Origin of the sequence: Paenibacillus sp. RRE4 (assembly GCF_031844205.1) — a bacterium.
GTDB lineage: Bacteria > Bacillota > Bacilli > Paenibacillales > Paenibacillaceae > Paenibacillus > Paenibacillus xylanexedens_B.
In genome coordinates this window covers 179,488-197,963 of record NZ_JAUZUT010000002.1, presented here as the reverse complement: position 1 = coordinate 197,963, position 18,476 = coordinate 179,488, and the positions used below count along the sequence as shown (strand labels likewise).

At 49.6% G+C, this 18,476-nt stretch carries 12 protein-coding genes; 10 read left to right on the top strand and 2 right to left on the bottom strand.

What is annotated here, in order from left to right; all coding sequences use genetic code 11:
• The first annotated feature begins 32 nt into the window (after nt 1-32).
• The 9 genes from cobI (at nt 33) to Q9R46_RS17890 (ending at nt 14,186) form a co-directional block, all read left to right on the top strand.
• Nucleotides 33-755, top strand: a complete 723-nt coding sequence (cobI, locus tag Q9R46_RS17930) for a precorrin-2 C(20)-methyltransferase (protein WP_145333527.1) — start codon at nt 33-35, stop codon at nt 753-755.
• Complete coding sequence (cobM, locus tag Q9R46_RS17925) at nt 752-1,549, top strand: precorrin-4 C(11)-methyltransferase (RefSeq protein ID WP_154890305.1); 798 nt, start codon at nt 752-754, stop codon at nt 1,547-1,549. Before cobI ends, cobM begins: the two co-directional genes overlap by 4 nt.
• Nucleotides 1,542-2,630 (top strand): cobalt-precorrin 5A hydrolase, encoded by a 1,089-nt coding sequence (locus Q9R46_RS17920; RefSeq protein ID WP_311281156.1) that lies wholly within the window; start codon nt 1,542-1,544, stop codon nt 2,628-2,630. The genes cobM and Q9R46_RS17920 overlap by 8 nt, the downstream gene beginning before the upstream one ends.
• Before the next feature lie 870 nt (nt 2,631-3,500).
• Nucleotides 3,501-5,486: a cobyrinic acid a,c-diamide synthase CobB gene (locus Q9R46_RS17915; protein WP_311281155.1), complete on the top strand. Its 1,986-nt coding sequence runs from the start codon at nt 3,501-3,503 to the stop codon at nt 5,484-5,486.
• 544 nt (nt 5,487-6,030) lie between these two features.
• Entirely contained in the window at nt 6,031-6,669 is a 639-nt protein-coding gene (locus Q9R46_RS17910; RefSeq protein WP_311281154.1) for a ThuA domain-containing protein, read from the top strand.
• 73 nt (nt 6,670-6,742) lie between these two features.
• Nucleotides 6,743-7,126: a phasin family protein gene (locus Q9R46_RS17905; protein ID WP_311281153.1), complete on the top strand. Its 384-nt coding sequence runs from the start codon at nt 6,743-6,745 to the stop codon at nt 7,124-7,126.
• Nucleotides 7,127-8,797 (top strand): ABC1 kinase family protein, encoded by a 1,671-nt coding sequence (locus tag Q9R46_RS17900; RefSeq protein WP_311281152.1) that lies wholly within the window; start codon nt 7,127-7,129, stop codon nt 8,795-8,797. It begins immediately after the preceding gene.
• 725 nt (nt 8,798-9,522) lie between these two features.
• Complete coding sequence (locus Q9R46_RS17895) at nt 9,523-10,998, top strand: SulP family inorganic anion transporter (RefSeq protein WP_311281151.1); 1,476 nt, start codon at nt 9,523-9,525, stop codon at nt 10,996-10,998.
• Nucleotides 10,999-12,635: 1,637 nt separating this feature from the next.
• The gene (locus Q9R46_RS17890) at nt 12,636-14,186 is read left to right on the top strand and encodes a DEAD/DEAH box helicase (RefSeq protein ID WP_311281150.1); all 1,551 of its coding nucleotides are present in this window, start codon (nt 12,636-12,638) and stop codon (nt 14,184-14,186) included.
• Nucleotides 14,187-15,122: 936 nt separating this feature from the next.
• On the opposite strand, the gene Q9R46_RS17885 is transcribed toward Q9R46_RS17890, so the two are convergent.
• Nucleotides 15,123-16,040 carry a hypothetical protein gene (locus tag Q9R46_RS17885; RefSeq protein WP_311281149.1) on the bottom strand — a complete coding sequence of 306 codons (918 nt, stop codon included), beginning with the start codon at nt 16,038-16,040 and terminating at the stop codon, nt 15,123-15,125.
• Nucleotides 16,037-16,186 carry a hypothetical protein gene (locus Q9R46_RS17880; RefSeq protein WP_186331757.1) on the bottom strand — a complete coding sequence of 50 codons (150 nt, stop codon included), beginning with the start codon at nt 16,184-16,186 and terminating at the stop codon, nt 16,037-16,039. Before Q9R46_RS17880 ends, Q9R46_RS17885 begins: the two co-directional genes overlap by 4 nt.
• A 263-nt stretch (nt 16,187-16,449) precedes the next feature.
• Between Q9R46_RS17880 and Q9R46_RS17875 the strand changes: the two genes are divergently transcribed.
• Complete coding sequence (locus Q9R46_RS17875) at nt 16,450-18,243, top strand: vWA domain-containing protein (RefSeq protein ID WP_311281148.1); 1,794 nt, start codon at nt 16,450-16,452, stop codon at nt 18,241-18,243.
• The last annotated feature ends 233 nt before the right edge of the window (nt 18,244-18,476 follow it).

Genomic DNA, 18,476 nt, shown 5'->3' with positions numbered 1-18,476 from the left:
CTGGAATTCATACGGGAAGTTCATCAGCGAGCGTGACAGGAGCCGGAGTTAACGTTGGCACACTGTATGGCGTGGGCGTTGGGCCGGGAGACCCGGAGCTGATTACGGTCAAAGCCTACCGGATGATCCGCGAGTGCCCGGTGGTCGCCTACCCGAAGAAACGCAAAGGCGGTAAATCCTACGCTCACGAGATCGTGGAATTGTACGTGAATCCAGAGGAGAAAGAGATGCTGGGGCTGATCTTTCCCATGACCAAAGACCCTGTCGTGCTGGAGCGCGAGTGGGGCAAAACCGTGGAAGCGTGCTGGGAAGCGCTGAAGCAAGGCAAGGATGTCGCTTTTGTGACGGAAGGAGATCCGAACTTATACAGTACCTTTATCCACCTTGCACGTCTCATGCGTGAACTTCATCCTGAAGTTCCGATTAGCTCGATTCCGGGCATATCCTCTGTTCTTGGTGCGGCGGCTGCACTCGATATTCATCTGGCAGATGGCGACGAGCAGGTCGGCATTATTCCGGCGACGGCGGACAAAGAAGCGATGAGGCAGGCGATTGAACATCACGATACGATTGTGTTTATTAAGGTAGCGAAGGTACTGGACCCGATGCTGGAGCTGCTGGACGAGATGGGACTTGGGGGCAAAGCGTCGGTGGTTACCAAAGTCACTTCCCCTTATGAATTGGTCTGGCGTGACGCCCGTGAACTGAAAGGGCAGGAGCTGGAATATTTAAGCCTGATGGTGGTGAGCAAATGAAGACATTAGAACCGAAAGTGTACATTGTTGGTGCTGGCCCGGGAGATCCCGAGCTGATTACGGTCAAGGGCTCGAATATTCTGAAAAATGCTGACCTCGTTTTGTACACGGATTCCCTCGTGAATGACGAACTGATTGCGACAGCCAAACCCGAAGCCGAGGTGCTGCAAAGTTCGGGCATGGATTTGGAACAGCAGGTCGAGCTGATGTGCACCGCAGTCCGGGCAGGACGAAGCGTAGCACGTGTACATACGGGTGATCCGGCGATGTACGGTGCCATTTTGGAACAAATGGTGCTGCTCAAGCAGCAGGGCGTGGAATATGAGATTATTCCGGGTGTAAGTTCCGTCTTTGCTTCGGCAGCGGCGCTGGGAGCGGAACTAACTGTACCCGAACTGACACAGACCGTTATCCTGACGCGTGCGGAAGGACGTACGCCTGTGCCTGAACGCGAGAAGCTGCGGGATTTGGCATCCCATCACTGTACGGTGGCGCTCTTTCTGAGTGCAACACTGGCAAAAAAGGTCGTCGTGGAATTCCTTGCCGCAGGCTGGAGCGAAGATACACCGGTCGCGGTAGTGCAGCGCGCAACATGGCCGGATCAGAAAATCGTGCGCACCACGCTAGCGAATCTGGCTGCTGATCTGCGTGCCGCAGGCATTACGATGCATGCGATGATTCTGGCAGGCTGGGCGCTTGACCCCGATCTGGTGAACCGGGATGCACACCGCTCGAAGCTGTACGACAAGTCCTTTACCCACGGCTATCGCAAGGGAGTGAAGTCCGGTGAGTAATCCGTTTGCTGCTGTAGCCATTACGAAGCACGGCGTGGAGATGGTGCGTAACCTAGAAGGACAGTTTCAGGGTACAGATGTCTATTATATGAGTAAATTTGCCCGTGGCGACGAGGAGCAGCTTGGATATACGTTGTTTGAAGGCTCGGTGAAGCTGATTCTGCCAGACCTGTTCAAACGTTATAACGGCATCATTCTGTTTATCTCTCTCGGTGCCGTTGTACGTATGATTGCTCCGCTACTAGTGGACAAAAAAGTCGATCCTGCCGTTCTGGTCATTGATGACCGCGGCGAGAACGTGATTAGCGTGCTGTCCGGTCACCTTGGCGGTGCCAACGAACTGACGCGTCAAGTGGCGGAAGTGCTTGGTGCGCGTGCCGTCATCACGACAGCTTCGGACGTGCAGGGCACGATTCCGGTGGATATGTTTGGTCGTGAGCTGGGCTGGATCGTGGACAGCTTTGATAAAGCAACCCCGGTAAGTGCAGCGGTGGTCAACGAAGAGCCGGTGGCATTGATTCAGGAGACAGGCGAACGCAACTGGTGGCGGTACAACAAGCCTGTACCGGATCATATCCGGGTCTTCGGTAGTATGGCCGAGACGGAATCTTTCCCGTTTAATGCGGCACTGGTGGTCAGTGACCGTTTGCTTTCGAAGGCGGAAGAGGAACGTTTTCTAACCAACGGTGTGCTGTACCGTCCGAAGAGCCTGGTGCTTGGCATGGGCTGCAATCGCGGTACCGCGATGGAGGAGTTGGAGCAGGAAGTGCTTGCCACGCTGGAAGAGCTGTCTTTGTCCGTGAAGAGCGTGCGCAACATTGCCACCATTGATCTGAAAAAAGACGAGGAAGGCCTGCTGGCTCTATGCGCCAAGTACGGCTGGGAACTCGTGACTTACACTCCGGAGGAACTGAATACGGTGCAACTTGCCAATCCGTCCGAGACGGTATTCAAATACACAGGAGCCTATGGCGTAAGTGAACCGGCGGCACTGCTTTCTTCGGGAGCAGACCACTGGCTGCTGGAAAAGAAAAAGAGCGGCAACCTGACGATCTCTGTTGCACGGGTTGCATTTGATTAAGCTGTATTTGATTTGATAAAGCCATATTTAAGCGGTTCAGAAGTATTTTGTGTGGTCAACCAGCGTTTCGTGTGATCTCGTTTAACCAACCAGCGTTCGTGTGACCAATAAGCATCTCGTTTGACCAGCCAGCTTTCGTGCGATCTACAGGCATGAACGTGTCTTTGATCGTGTGCCTCACCAATGAGCACGAATATATCTTAGGTAGCTAGCTTCTCCCGAAGCGCGGCATGTTTTAATGTGAATAATTTGAATTAGCATCGATCATCAGCGAGCGTAAGCAGTAGGCAGTAAGCAGTAGGCCACGAGCATAAACAGTTCTCCAAAATAATCAGCGTGAACGTCATCTCTAACGATCACAGATGACGCTATTTGCTCCAAAATGGGCAACTCTAAATTCTAACGATCACCACAGACGTTATTTGAGCATTTTGCAGAGGAAATGGCTGGAATTCGGGCTTTTCACCCCAAATAGCGTTCCTCAGGATCGTTAGAATTTGAAAGTGTGATTTTTTCGCGAAATAAGGTCTCTGGTGATCGTTAGAGGTGAAGCATCAAAGGAAGGGCCGGTACTTCGGTAATTGGGTACTTCTGTACTTTGAGTTGCTCTAGGTTGCTTTGAGTTGCTATGGGTTGCATCAGTTACCTCGGTTGCCATCCGTTGCATCCATTGTGGAATTATAGTTACGAGTTACGTCTACCGAGGCGAGATTACGCGGTCCATCCGAGTGGACTAAAGCTACTTTTCACCTTGATGCGTTCACATACAAAATGCAGTTGATATCACCTTATGAACATGACCGTCCCAGGCCGTTGGAATCGATATGGGATGGTCTATTTGTTATATGTAAAGCAAAGGCGGGATGAACGATGAACTCAAAGAATGTAAAGACCACTGTTTCCAATAATGAGACCTTACCCACGAATGGAGCTTTGCCAACCGAGGGTAATAATCGAGTCACACCTGTGACGTTCGATAGCAAAATCACACCAATGACGTCTGATCATGGAGTCGCACCAATGACGTCTAATAACGGAGTCGCAACAACGACGCCCAATAACGATGTCGCAACACTGATCTCCAATAACGAACCCATAACGGCGACACCCGGTAACCAAACTGTGCCTCGGCTGATTATCGCCGGTACGGGTAGTGGTGCTGGCAAAACAACTGTAACGCTCGGTCTAATGAAAGCACTTGCCCAGCGTGGATTAAGTGTACAGGGGTTCAAATGCGGCCCGGATTATATTGACCCAACGTATCATACGGCAGTGACAGGTCGGGCTTCGCGTAATCTGGACGCATGGATGACTTCCCCTGCATATGTGAAGCAGACATTCCAGAGGGCATCCGCAGGTCATGATATTTCCATCATTGAAGGGGTGATGGGCCTTTACGATGGCAAAGATCCGCTCAGCAATACAGGTTCTACCGCAGAGATCGCGATGATTACGCAGACACCGGTGATTTTGGTTGTCGATGTACGTAGTATGGCGCGCAGTGCAGCGGCGATCGTACTGGGTTTTCAGCAACTCGAGCCTGAATTAAACATTGCTGGTGTGATTGTGAATCGGTGCGGAAGTGCGGGGCATTATACGATTGTAAAAAAAGCCATTGAGCAGATGTGCAACATTCCGGTCGTTGGCTGGCTAAAGCGGGATGAAGACATGTCCATCCCCGAGAGACATCTCGGACTCGTTCCTGCCATTGAGCGTGGGGAGCTGGAACCGTTATTCCAGCGGGCAGCCGATGTGCTGCTGGAAGGCACGGATCTGGATCTTCTGCTGGAACTGGCCGGAAGTGCTCCCCCGCTCCCGTTGCAGTCCGCCACTCCAGCTGGCTCAACGAATGTAATCCAGAGCGATATGGCCCATGTGGATTATACTGCTCGCAATAACGTTATTACCCAAGCAGTTACTGCAGCGAATGATGCTCAGAGCTGCGACATGGATAGTATAACGAGGGAAGCAGAGACTGTTGGTACTAGCGGTCTGTTGGACACATCCAGTGAAGCCAACGATGCCCGTACCACCGATACATTTAATAAATTTAGTGAAGTAGAAACTACTCTCATTAGCGACAAAACCAATACTAAAGACATGGTTAACGCTACCGATATCAGTAGCATTGCCCACATAGCCAGCGTGAACGACGCTGAGCATGATTCCCACCCGACAAATCCCCATAACCATATTACGCCGGATACGTACCAGCCTGTGATTGCCGTCGCTCGTGATGCGGCGTTTAACTTCTATTATCCGGATAACCTGGAACTGCTCGAAGCGGCGGGGGCACGGCTACAGTATTTCAGTCCACTCGCTGGTGAAGGCATTCCGGCCGAGGCGGACAGCATTTATCTGGGTGGTGGTTTTCCCGAGGAGTTCGCGGCGGTGATTGCCGGAAACGAGCGTTTTCTGGAAGGGCTGCGCGAAGCAGCCCGTTCCCGGATGCCGCTGTTTGCGGAGTGCGGCGGCTACATGGTACTGGCCGAAACGCTGACGGATCGTGAAGGGCAGACGTACACCATGGCAGGCATTATTCCTGCGCAGGTACAGATGCGGAAGAAACGAGCTGCGCTGGGATACCGGGAGGCGAGTGCGGTTCAGGACTCTTTTTTGCTAAAACAGGGTGAAGTGCTGCGGGGGCATGAATTCCATTACTCAACGATGACGTACCGCGAAGAGGTACCTATTCCGTATGCTTATGAAACGAAGGGATTACGGGGCGTAAAGCAAGAGGGGTACGCTTTGGGCAGTATCGTGGCCGGATACACCCATGTGCACCTCGGCTCTGATCCGCAAGCGGCACAGAGATGGGTGGAGCATTGCCGACTGTACCGCGAGCACCAAGCTTAGTTGAAACGCAGTACCCGTGTGCAATGATCATGCTCAGATCAAACGTGTATAACGCATTCATATGCGGCACGGAAGTAACGTTAATATGATTACACAGAGCCTAAAATGGAGGGGTAGAGGTTAGAGAACGAAGTACGATGAGGCGATTTTTCGTTCGGTGGAACCAGCCTGCTCCCCTCTTTCGGCAATAAGCGGAAGGGCTTGAATTCGTTTTGAACCTCCTGAGACTTTGGTCGTGAAGTTGGGAATGGGACTGTACAATTAAAGGTTTTTAGTGAAACATGTGGAATGTGTTAGGGATGGAGTGTGTTGTGACAAGGTAAATGGTGAATCCCAGCTGGATATGCATGATATGGATATGCCAATCCGTTATACGGCTATACTAGGAAGTATTGTGATAGAGTATATGTCTTATTCGAAACCCAAGTGGAAGAGATGAAGAAACACCACGGTAGTCGATTTGATAAAGCGTGGTTAATTTATAGGATATGGAGTGTGCAGACGAACGTAAACGAACAAGATTACAAGAAAGGAGATGATGATAATGGATCATCGCAAAAAAGCACTTTTAATTGGAGATTATACGCATCCGGACTGGCATCCGCTACAGGGGGTAGACGCGGAGATTAGCCGGATTTTTCAAGATACGATTACGGTTCAGTGCAGTGAAAATCGCAACATGCTGCTTCATGAAAATATTTCGGGATTTGATGTATGTATCTCATACATGGACGATTGGAGAGGCAAAGTCTCCCCGCAGCAGACAGCAGGTCTGTTGTCTTACGTAAGTAACGGGGGCGGTCTGGTCATCTTACATAATGGGATCTCGCTTCAGAATCGAAATGAGATCAAACAGATGATTGGCGCCAAGTTTCTTCATCACCCGCCGTATGCGCCGCTGGAGTTCACGGTGACGGAAGAGAGCCATCCCGTGACGGAGGGAATTTCCGGTTTTACGATGGAAGAAGAACCATATGAATTCGAGTTCGGTTCATTTACCGAGACTAAAATTTTGCTGCAATACCAGTCTAAAGAAGGGCCGAGACCGGCAGCTTGGGCTCATAAGTATGGACTCGGGCGAATTGTTTATCTGATGCCTGGGCATTCTGTTCCCTCCTTTGCGAACGAAACCTATCGTCGACTGGTTTTGCAAGCAGGCAAATGGGCAGCACGGTACGTGTAAGAAAGGTCTCCTTTTTGCATGTCGGGGTTTAACAGGTGTAATATAGAGACAACCGAAGAGGAGGATGAAGAAGATGAGCGATTTGTTCAAGAAGGCGTTCTCGTTAGGGCTGGGTCTCACGGTAGTCAGCAAAGAAAAGATTGAGAAAACGGTGGATGATCTGGTGGAGCGCGGGAAGCTTGCACCTGGGGAATCCAAAGCGTTTGTTGAACGTTTGTTGGAGCGCGGCGAGGAAGAGCAGGGCCAACTGAAACGTATCATTCAGGAACAGGTCAAGCGTGTGCTTCAAGAAGCTGGTGTAGCCTCCGAAAGTGATGTAACCAGTCTGGAACAGCGTGTTGCGGTATTGGAAAAAAAACTGGCCGAGCTGCATCAGACACCTCAGCTTCAAGTTGATGAAACCCCGGCTCCGGTTGTTGAAGACTCTCCTCCTCTCAAAGGAAACGAGATCGAATAGATGGCTGTGCGGATCAAACATGTCGGCAGATACCGGGAAATTGCCATGGCGCTGGTGCGTCATGGCTTCGGGTATATGGTCGAGGAGCTCGGGTTATTCCAGCTTCTTGCACTGCCCAGACGGTGGATGTCGCGTGAAGCGCAACCCACCAAGACGTTAAGCGAACGGATCAGGCTGGTGTTGCAGGAGCTGGGGCCGGCTTTTGTGAAGCTGGGGCAACTTGCAAGCACAAGGGCAGATCTATTACCTGAATCGGTGATTCGGGAACTGGTCAAATTACAGGATCAGGTTCCGCCGTTCTCGTCAGAGACGGCACGGGGTATTTTGGAACAGGAATTGGATACACCGCTGGAAGAGATCTTTTCCCGGTTCGAGGATACCCCTGTGGCCGCAGCCAGTATTGGTCAGGTGCATCTGGGCAAGCTTCAGAGCGGAGAGGCGGTAGCGATCAAAGTCCAGCGCCCTGGCATATCACGGATTGTGCAGCGTGATCTCGACATTCTGCGAGAATTGACTGCGATGGCGGAGAAACGTTGGGATTGGGTGAAACAATACCAGATTCCGCAGATGGTGGAAGAATATGCCCAGGCTCTGATGGCAGAGCTCGATTATACGGTGGAAGGTCGCAATACGGAGAAGATTGCACAGCAATATCAGCAGGACCCTAAAGTGAAAATTCCGGTAATATATTGGGATCAGACCTCATCACGTGTGTTGACCATGGAATATATTGAGGGCATCAAGCTGAACAACCGGGATGAACTGGTGAAGCGCGGTCACGATCTGAACAATATTGCCGAACGGCTGGTGGATGCGCTGCTCAATCAGATTTTTATGCATGGTTTCTTCCATGCCGATCCGCATCCGGGCAATCTGATGGTGCTGAAGGACGGTCGATTGGCTTTCATTGACTTCGGCATGGTCGGCAGTCTGAGTGATGAGATGAAACAGCAGCTTGCCTCGCTTATTATCGGGCTGATGCGTAAGGATACGGATAGTATGATCCGTGCGATTGAGAAGCTTGGCATGATGCCGGATGATATGGATGCACGTGCGCTTCATGTGGATTTGGACAAACTCCGAACGAAATATTACGATATTCCTTTTTCCAAAATCAGCGTAGGACAGGCGCTCAATGATCTGTTCGGCATTGCCCAGAAACATCGGGTTGTCATGCCCGCAGATATACTGCTGATGGGCAAATCGTTGCTGACCGTGGAAGGAGTTATTGAACATCTCGACCCTACCTTGAGTATCGTGGATATGGCGGAGCCGTTCGGGCGAAAGTTGCTCAAGGAACGTTTTAGCGCGGGACGCATCAAAAATCGGTTGTTTCGCAGTGCGGCAGACATGGCCGAAAGTGTCATTGGTTTGCCAGGACAGCTGCGGCAGTTGTCCTCCATCATCAGCAAAGGAAAGCTGCGACTGGAGATCAGCGTTCCCGAATTAGAATCACTCATGCGCAGGCTGGATCAGATCAGCAATCGTTTATCGTTCAGCATTGTGCTGCTGGCCTTCTGTATCATCATGGTGGGACTTATTATCGGTTCTTCGATTAGTCACCAATCCACGATGCTGTGGGATATTCCGGTGATTGAGATCGGTTTTCTCGTGGCGATCCTCATGGTGGCGTTTCTGTTGTACTCGATATTCAAATCGGGCAGGTTCTAAACCGGAAGTTCAAGCTTTTATAATAATGAAGTTAGCAAACGAACGCCAAAAAGTGATTGCTTGAAAATAGGAGTAACTCACCATAACCTGTAAATGCCAAAATAGACTGCAAGGCCTTTTATGAAAGGTCTTTGCGGTTTTTTTTATGAGTAGTGATAAAGAGGGTTAAATATAGAAAATAGAAGATAACAAGAGATAAGCCCTTGTTTTTGCGAGATTACAGTGTTCGTACATGTGTATGTCTGTAACTATAATAATAGGTCAGTAGATTAACGGCCCCGGTTTTTCTGAGAGAGGAAAACTAACAGGTGTTGCTTCGTTCATCCATCGAATGAGATGGTGAGACGAGAATACCGCAAGCAAGAAGACAACGGAATGGGTAACGGAAAAGTCAGTACACGCTGGAACGGCAATGACATGATGAATTTGAATCGGCGTTTAGCGCTGAATTAAAGATTTAGACCATCATGCACATCGGGACAAATAGACTAGCAATGGACAGGTTAAGGGCACTGTATGCTTATTGGCATTTACCCATGAGCAGGCGAAAAGTCAGGCATGATAGTTTTTTTTGCGGCGACTCATCCGTTATTTTGTGTTCTTTGCAGACTTGCCACTGTCGTTTTTATGGGTCCCAAAGTGGAAATTGGACGTGTACGACTTCCGTTATTCTTCAGCAGATTCGTTAATTTAAGGGACACATCTAGGAGGCAATGCAACAACATATGAATACGTTAAAACAACAGTGGTTTGGCAACATTCGCGGAGACGTGCTGGCAGGAATCACGGTAGCACTCGCGCTCATTCCGGAAGCTATTGCCTTCTCCATTATCGCCGGAGTTGATCCGATGGTCGGCTTGTATGCGTCGATTACGATTGCGATCGTCATTTCGATTGCAGGAGGGAGACCGGGCATGATTTCGGCAGCAACAGGAGCTATGGCGGTATTGATGGTAGGACTCGTCAAGGATTATGGCGTGGAATATCTTTTTGCGGCGACCATTCTGACGGGCATCATTCAGTTTGTTTTAGGCATATTTAAAGTAGGGCGATTTATTACGTTTGTACCTCATTCGGTGTTGACCGGATTTGTGAATGCACTGGCGATTCTGATCTTTATGGCGCAGCTCACCCACTTTACGGGAGCGAACTGGATCATGTATGTGATGGTGGCGGCAACACTGGCAATCATCTATATTTTGCCGCGTTTTTTCAAAGGGGCTCCGGCTCCGCTTGTAGCGATTATTATCATGACCATTATTACGGCGATTTTTCATCTTGATGTCAAAACGGTGGGTGAAATGGGCAATCTGACAAGCACATTGCCGATGTTCCATCTGCCGAATATTGCGTGGACATGGGATACACTGATGATTCTGCTACCGTATTCATTTACGATGGCACTTGTCGGTTTGCTGGAGTCCCTTTTGACCGCGACCATTGTGGATGAGATGACGGAAACGAAAAGTAGCAAAAACCGAGAGGTACGTGGTCAGGGGATTGCAAACTTTGTGAACGGACTGTTCGGCGGGATGGGTGGCTGTGCGATGATCGGACAGTCCGTCATTAATGTGAAGTCAGGCGGCCGCGGCAGGTTGTCGACATTTACGGCAGGGGCGTTCCTGGCGATTTTATTGTTGCTCCTGAGCGGTGTGGTGAAGCAGGTACCGATGGGTGCGCTGGTTGGTGTGATGTTTATGGTGTGTATCGGTACGTTTGACTGGAGTTCTGTGAAAAATATAGCCCGCGTCCCACGCGCTGAAGCGATCGTTATGGTGGTGACGGTAGCGATCGTTGTTTACACGCATGACCTGTCGCTTGGTGTAATGGTTGGCGTTGTGCTCAGTGTGCTGCACTTTGGTTGGAAACAGACCAAGATTCGCGTACAGGCTAGCGAAGAGCAAGGACAGAAAGTTTACCTTGTACACGGGCCGTTCTTCTTCGGTTCCTCGTCCCACTTTGTGGATGAATTCGATGCGGAAACCGATCCGCAGGACATCACCATTGACTTTGGCGGCTCACATATCTGGGACAACACCGCGGTTGTGGCGATTGGCAAAGTGAAATTCAAATACGCGAAGCTTGGCAAAACCGTACATTTGCGTGGATTAAACGAGGAAAGCACCCGATTGCTGGAGCGCAGCGGATATAAGGTTTCTGGTGCGGATACCGTTCCGGGTACGGGCGGACACGGAGCATAAAGTTAATGTGAAGTGTAAAGCTCAACTAAGGCGTAAAGTTAAAGTGGAGTGTAAATTCAAGTAAAGTGTAAAGTTCAAGTAGAGCGTAACGTTTAAATTAAAGTAACTTGTTCCAAAATGGTTTTGGTATCTGCGTGTTACAACATCGACAGGTGGCAAGTAAGCTTAGAAATTGCCGATTGTGATGCGAACGAGCTGGAGATGACTATGGAGCTGGAGATGATAAAAGAGCGATATGGCATCTCAAACAGCAATAGTCGGTGAGTATGCCGCAACGCGTGCATTTCCTGACGCGCGGTGTAATGCGTTTGGCGCATCAAGATGCTCAGCCTTGCGGCCATGCCTACCAGAAATATCGCTGGGTGATCGGTGATTAGGTACAGTTAAGGTAACAAGTAACAAGTAACAGTTAACAGCTGGGGATTGGAAGTTACGTAGCGGTAACCCTTGAAAAGGCTTAAGGTAGTAGGTTATAGGGGGTATTGGGGTTATAGTCTATAAGCTATAGACTGTGGATATCACTAAACAGTATTAATATGCAGCGGTCTTCTTGCGATGTATGCCGGGGAGCCGCTTTTTTTGTATCTGTGAGTGCTAACGATCAGGAGAGAGCTTATTTAGGCGAATTTGGGCCATTTTCATTTCTAACGATCACCAGAGACGTTATTTTACTGATTTCGCTACTTTTTGTGGGAATTTTCGTGATTTTTGACGAAATAAGCTTCCTAGTGATTGTTAGATTTCGCACAAAGCATATTGCGGGCAAATAAGCTCTGTGGTGATCGTTACTATGAACGTTTTAGTCAAGCCCAGCACAAAATGCTACAAATTTGTCCGAAGCCCTAAGCGCGTGGGTCCATATGCTAGCGACGGTTGGCACGCTGCTATCCGTGGGTTGGTTACCACATGGTATGTCTTCGTCAAGGAGAGCGGTTGTAAGCTAGAAACGCACTCACCGAAATTTTTCTTTAAACCGATGAATGTTCTGGTAGACTGCATAGTGATAGCTCTCTTTTGCTGTGTAGCTCTGAAATGTTGGTCTATTCACTTCCATTTTTACCTACGATGCTCAGCAATATGTGGGGGCTATCCTTGTTTACGTTCATCATAGTAGAAACTTTCGTGGTGGTGTAGAAATAGTTGGTGTCGCATGATTTACGAAAAACAAATTTTTGTGTCCATACCCCTGTGTTCCGTACTCCCTAAGTCCGGCTTATACGCGCCTCGTGTGAAATATGCATAAAAACGTCTGCTTTTTACGATACATTTATGCTACAAGTTGGCGCGGTAGTTCAGTTTCGCTTTTGTTTTGCTGGATGAACGTGTAAACTACAGGGTATGGAGAAGAAGAGCAACGTAATGATTGCTTTTCAAAAATTCATTTCATAATCAGAGTTGAATTCAGGAAAACTAGTTTGGACTCACGGGATGTGTACTGCAGTTACAGGTGTGATTGGAGTAGAGAATCAGGTTCAGATGCAGAACTCGGGCACACGGACGCCAATATCCGGCTCGTATGCCGACTCAGACAATGACATAGACTCAATCAAGTTCAGACGGAGATGCCTATGCATTTCCAGGGGCTAGGGTCTTCTATGGAATGAACTTATCTAAATGAATATACAGAGGTGTAACGATTGGCAAACTTTGAACAACTGGGCATTCGCCCGGAATGGTGCGAGGTGCTGAAACATCAGGGCATCGTCGTGCCAACTCCAGTACAGGAGCGTTCCATTCCCGTACTGCTGGGTGGACGTGATATCATCGCCGAGGCGCAGACAGGCACAGGAAAAACGCTGGCTTTTTTGTTGCCGATTATTCAAAAAATTAACGTATCCGACCGCTCTCCGCAGGCACTGATTATTGCGCCTACGCGTGAGCTTGCATTGCAGATTACGGAAGAAGCGAAGAAATTGACCGCGAACGATGACAAGCTACATGTCCTTGCAGTGTATGGTGGACAGGATGTAGAAAAGCAGTTGCGCAAGCTGCAAAACGGAACGCAAATCGTTGTAGGAACACCAGGGCGGCTTCTGGATCACCTGCGCCGTGGTACCTTGAAGCTCGATAATGTGAAAAAACTGGTACTGGATGAAGCGGATCAGATGTTACACATGGGCTTCCTGGACGATGTAGAGACCATTTTGCGCGAACTGCCGCATAAACGTCAAACGATGCTGTTTTCGGCAACGATGCCTAAAGGCATTCGTGTACTGGCAAAGAACTACATGAAAGACCCGGAGGACGTGAAAGTTTCCTCCAAATCCGTGATTCCGATTCATCAGATTCGCCAGCAGGTGCTGGAATGTACAGATCGTGGCAAGTTTGATGCACTTCGTGGCATGATTGATACGTATCGCCCGTATTTGGCTATTATTTTCTGCCGCACGAAGCGCCGTGCTTCGAAGCTGAACGAAGATCTGCGTGAAGCCGGATATGAAAGTGACGAGCTTCACGGGGATTTGTCCCAATCCAAGCGGGAAAATGTCATGAAGGCGTTCCGCGATGCGAAGTTGCAAATCCTTGTAGCTACAGATGTTGCCGCACGCGGTCTGGACGTTGAAGGGGTTACTCACGTATTTAACTACGATATTCCGCATGATGCGGAAAGTTATATTCACCGTATCGGTCGTACAGGTCGTGCTGGTGGAACGGGTCTTGCGGTGACGTTTGCAACGCAACACGATAGACCAGAGCTTGCTCGAATCGAGGAAGGCACGAATCAGAAGCTGAATCGCATCCAATGGACAAGCGAAGGGCCAGTCGCTTCTACGGGAGCTTCTCGCCGCGTAATTAATAGCGAGGGCAATGATGAGCGCGGCGGTCGTACTGCCGGGACAGGCAGTGCCCGTCGCGGTGCAGGACGTAACGACCGCCGAGATGGTGGACGTGGCGGTCGTGGATCACGCGGAGGCGAAGGTGGCCGTAGCGGTGGACGCAGTGGCGGCCGTAGCGGTGACGAGCGTGGCGCGAGCCGTGGATCGGCGCGCAGCAGCAGTAGCCGCGGCACAAGCCAAGGCGGCCGCGGTGGAGCAGGCCGCGGCGAAGAGCGCAGCAGCGGCGGCTGGGCCGGCCGCAGCGCCGACAAGCGCACCGCTGGGCGCGGTGGTGCTGGTTCGGGCCGCTCGGACTCCGCAGGACGCGGTCCGAGCAGGGGCGACCGCCGCGATTCTCGTCGCGGGCGGTAACGCACTGGGGCAAGCGGCGATGCAGCCGCATCTTGCGCTTGAAGCATCATAGCCATGCCACCGCAGCAGCGGATGCCCCGCATGGCTCATATCAAGAGCGTTCGGGTACATCATCGTACCGAATGCTCGAATCAAGGGTCGCGACGGAAACACGTCGCGGCCCTTTTTTACAACCAACGGTACAGCCCTTATTTTACATGCACTTATTCGCACGATGTGAACCTCACTTGAGCACCCTTCGTTACACGGTCACCATGCTGTGATGGCTGCACTACTGCTTATTTCAATATAATATCACTGCAAGTGGGTCCATTTATTACTTCCATGTTGTCAAATGCTTGCCTTCAGCTGCCGCGATGCTCGCCTTCTATCACATTACATAGTAGTCAGCTTTTAACCTCATCAAAGTACCATTTTATTTCAATCCCGAGCGCTAACAATCACGAGAAACCTTATTTGGGCTTTTTTGAAGAGTAGAAAATTATAACGATCAGGAGAGACGCTATCTGACCAAAAAGATGCAAATGAAGGGCGGATCGTGGTGATTTCAGTGAAATAGGCTCCGTGGAGATCGTTAGGATTTCTAGAGTACCAATTTACCCGAAATAAGCCCCCCTGTGATCGTTAGAATCTGCGCAATATGAACCAGAACGACAAAACACCTCATCCTAGACCTAAGGACGGGGTGTTTTTGGTTTAAAACTTATATGATGAAAAGATGACACAATATCTTGCTGCTAGGTCACCAAAAATGCAGGGAAGCTTGGTGTACCGTTCGTCTATAGTTAGGGAGCTGATTTGCATTATTTCACTAACGGGTTAACAGGGTATTACACGCGATGCACCCACTTTTTAAGAATCCCAATCTGAACTTATCCTAGTCTCGTTACGATATAGACTGGCTTGTTGCACAGACAGTCACCCACGGACATCAGCTTACTGATCCCGGTACTTCTCGTTGTACACTCGTCCGACGGACTCCGCGAGTCCACCGCGTGCTTTGGTCGGATAACGTTCAATTGTATGATAGAGACGCATGAATCGGTCTTTAGGCATGAAGCGCGCATAGCGGGTGATCAGGCTGGGAAACAGCTCAATATATTTGCTCTTACGAACGGCAGCTGACGCTACGGAGGTCAGAATCTGGATGCCATTATGCAGTTGTAAAATGTGAACCTCATACGTGGCGATATACCGAATCGCGTCTTCACGGATCAATTCCGGCTTCAGCCTCGCAATTTCGCCAATATACTCGGCGAGCAGGCGCTCGAAGTTCTGGAGCAATAGCGGTTTAAGTTGCAAGTCCATATCGCTACGTAACACGAAGGATTGCAGTAACGCGATCTGTTGTAGCCGAATCCGGTCGTTATAGATCAGGGAGCCGATCTCGCGCAGCATCTCATAGGCGAGTGCCTCGTCTTCTTTTCGCGCTTCGGCAACAAGCGCCCAGTTTAGATTGATCCCTTGGCGAATGATCTCTTCATCCAGTCGCAGCAACTGTCTCATTTCGCGGCGCTGTTCAACCTGGAATGAGCGTTGCTGCATAAAGATCAGACCGCCGAGCAGTAACAGCGTCACCGTAGCAGCAATCATAGACTGATCCAACGTTTCACCGAAATAAGTAGCTGCGGCGCCGATCAAGAGAACAAGGAAAACATCACGGACCATCCTGCGCTTTACTCGTGAACTTGCTTTTTCCTCTACGGTGACAAGTGTGCTACGTCCGCAGGAAGTGCACTGATCTTCCCAGAGGCAGGTATATTGCCCGCAGCGTTTGCAGATATGCAACTTTTGATAGGCGTATGTCGTTCGATAGAAAGGCCGGATGGATACTACTTTTCTCGTACTACTCATGCTCCATCACGCCCACCATTCAGAATGTTGTATAACGTGCGATCGGTATCTTCGCGAGAGACGGGTTTGCGCCTTCGAACCTGAAACGTGATCACCTTGATCATAACAAAAAGAAACATGATGGCGAGGCATACGTATGTAACCATAATTCCGTCCCTTTCTAAGGCTTGAAGATCAAGCGCTGTTATATTGCGGTTTGTTGGTAATAGCTATATCATATTTCCATAGTTGGATTAAATCTTCCAACAAAAACCCTAAAATCGTCGATTATTGTCAAACATTACAAAACTGTAACTCAGAATAGGGGTGCTTTTCAGATTTTATTAGAAGACTGTTAAGATTTCCTTAAGGCTTGACGCCTATAATAAACTATTCGCATTTTAATCTCAAACGTGAAGGAGTACATCCCATGCTGCGGACACGCAAAATACGCTGGCTCAGCGGAACCCTGGTTCTGCTGACATTACTAACTTTGTTATTGCCTTCAGCAATGCTTCCTCAAGCGGAAGCGGCTCAGGCACAGACGAGTGGAATCGACGCGGTACTTGTAGCCGATGTCAGCAACTCGATGAATACAAGTGATCGCGACAAGATCAGTAACGAAGCGATGAAAATGTTTATAGATATGCTACCCACCGTCGGCGATAAAGTAGGTATCGTGGCTTACACCGATCAGGTTGAGCGGGAAAAGGCAATGCTTGAGATTCAGTCTGACGCAGATAAAAGCAATCTGAAAGACTTTATCGACCAGCTTGGCAGAGGCCCATACACCGATATATCCGTAGGTGTTGCGGAAGCCATGAACATTTTGAACCATGGTGCCGACCCGTCGCACTCGCCTATGATTGTACTGCTGGCGGATGGCAATAACGATTTTAACAAAAGTAAAGGACGCACCCAGGCCGAGTCGGATGCGGATCTGGCGAAAGCCGTCAAGGATGCGCAAGCAAAAGGTATTCCAGTCTACACGATCGGACTGAATGCCGATGGCAAGCTGAACAAAAATGCACTCGCAGACCTTGCCAAACAAACAAAAGGCAAGTCGTTTATCACCGATACACCGGATGATCTGCCGCAGATTTTAAGTGAAATTTTCGCCGATCATGCCAAGCTGAATGTGGTGAAGCTGCCTTCCGTAACCGGAAACGGCAGTTATCAGGAAGTTACCGTGAACGTGCCGAATGACAGCGTGCTGGAAGCGAATATTTCCATCATGTCCTCGAAGCCGGTGCAAATACAGTTAACTGATCCTTCAGGCAAAAGCGTGAACCTGAATTCAAATGAGGCCAAGCTGTCCACGTCCAAAAGTTATTCACTCGTAAAACTGCTGAAACCTCAGGAGGGCGACTGGAAGCTTCGGGTAAAAGGGGCACCGAAAGACAGCATCGATATCAACCTGCTGTTTAATTACGATCTTCAACTCGTCGCGGACCCAATTAAGACCAAGTCCTATACGAAAGGGGACAAGATCGACCTGTCGGCGAGGCTGGAAAATGGCGGTCAGCCGTTACAGGATAATGACCTGTATGCGGACATGAAGGCTACATTGATCGTGAATGACAAGGACACAGGCAAGAGTGAAGAGCAACCGCTCAAGAACACGGGCTCCGGTTTCGCCGGAACCTTTGAAGTGCCGGACAATCACAATTATGAACTGGTCATCCGTGCAGAGGAAGACAGCTTTTACCGTGAAAGCGCACCGATCGTCATCAACGCAGGGGGGACAGGCGGAAGTCAGGCAAAACCGACAACGCCAGCTGCTGCGAACGACAAGCCGTTCCCCTGGTTGCCTGTCATCCTGGGTGTGATTGCCCTTATTATGGTGGCGGCGGGAGGCTGGTTCCTGATGGGCTGGCTGAAACGCAAAAACCGCGGCTTTGTCGGCCAAATTATCGTGGAGATTCGCGATGAGAACACCGGGGACAAGTCCTATCCGCAATACAAAAAGCTGGCATCCTTCCGGGGCAAGTTCCACCTGCATCAATTGTTACAACTCGACCCTGAACTGAAGGAAACCGAAAAATATATATTTACTCCTGGGAATGGAGACCGATTGATCATCCGGAATACCGCAGGAGGTACGCTGGAGAAATCCGGCCGTGCGGTGGATGCAAGCTCAGGCGTTGAACTGAAGAACGGTGATCGGCTGAGCATCCCGCTGCAACAGGCGGATAAAACGATTTTGATTGAGTATTTGGTGTAACATGATTGTTCGGTTTGTTGGTTCAAATTGATTATTTGTTTTAAATGGATGATTTGATTTAAAAGGGATACCAATATAAGTTGGGCTAATTGTTTACACGTGAACGGAGAGGACAGAGAAAACCTGAAGAAGCGGAGCGTTCGCCTTTATCATCAGATTTTTCCCTCTAGAGAAGGGAATCAAGAAAATCTGGGGATAACAGCGATCGGAAGGTTGCTCTGTCATCGAAGTGG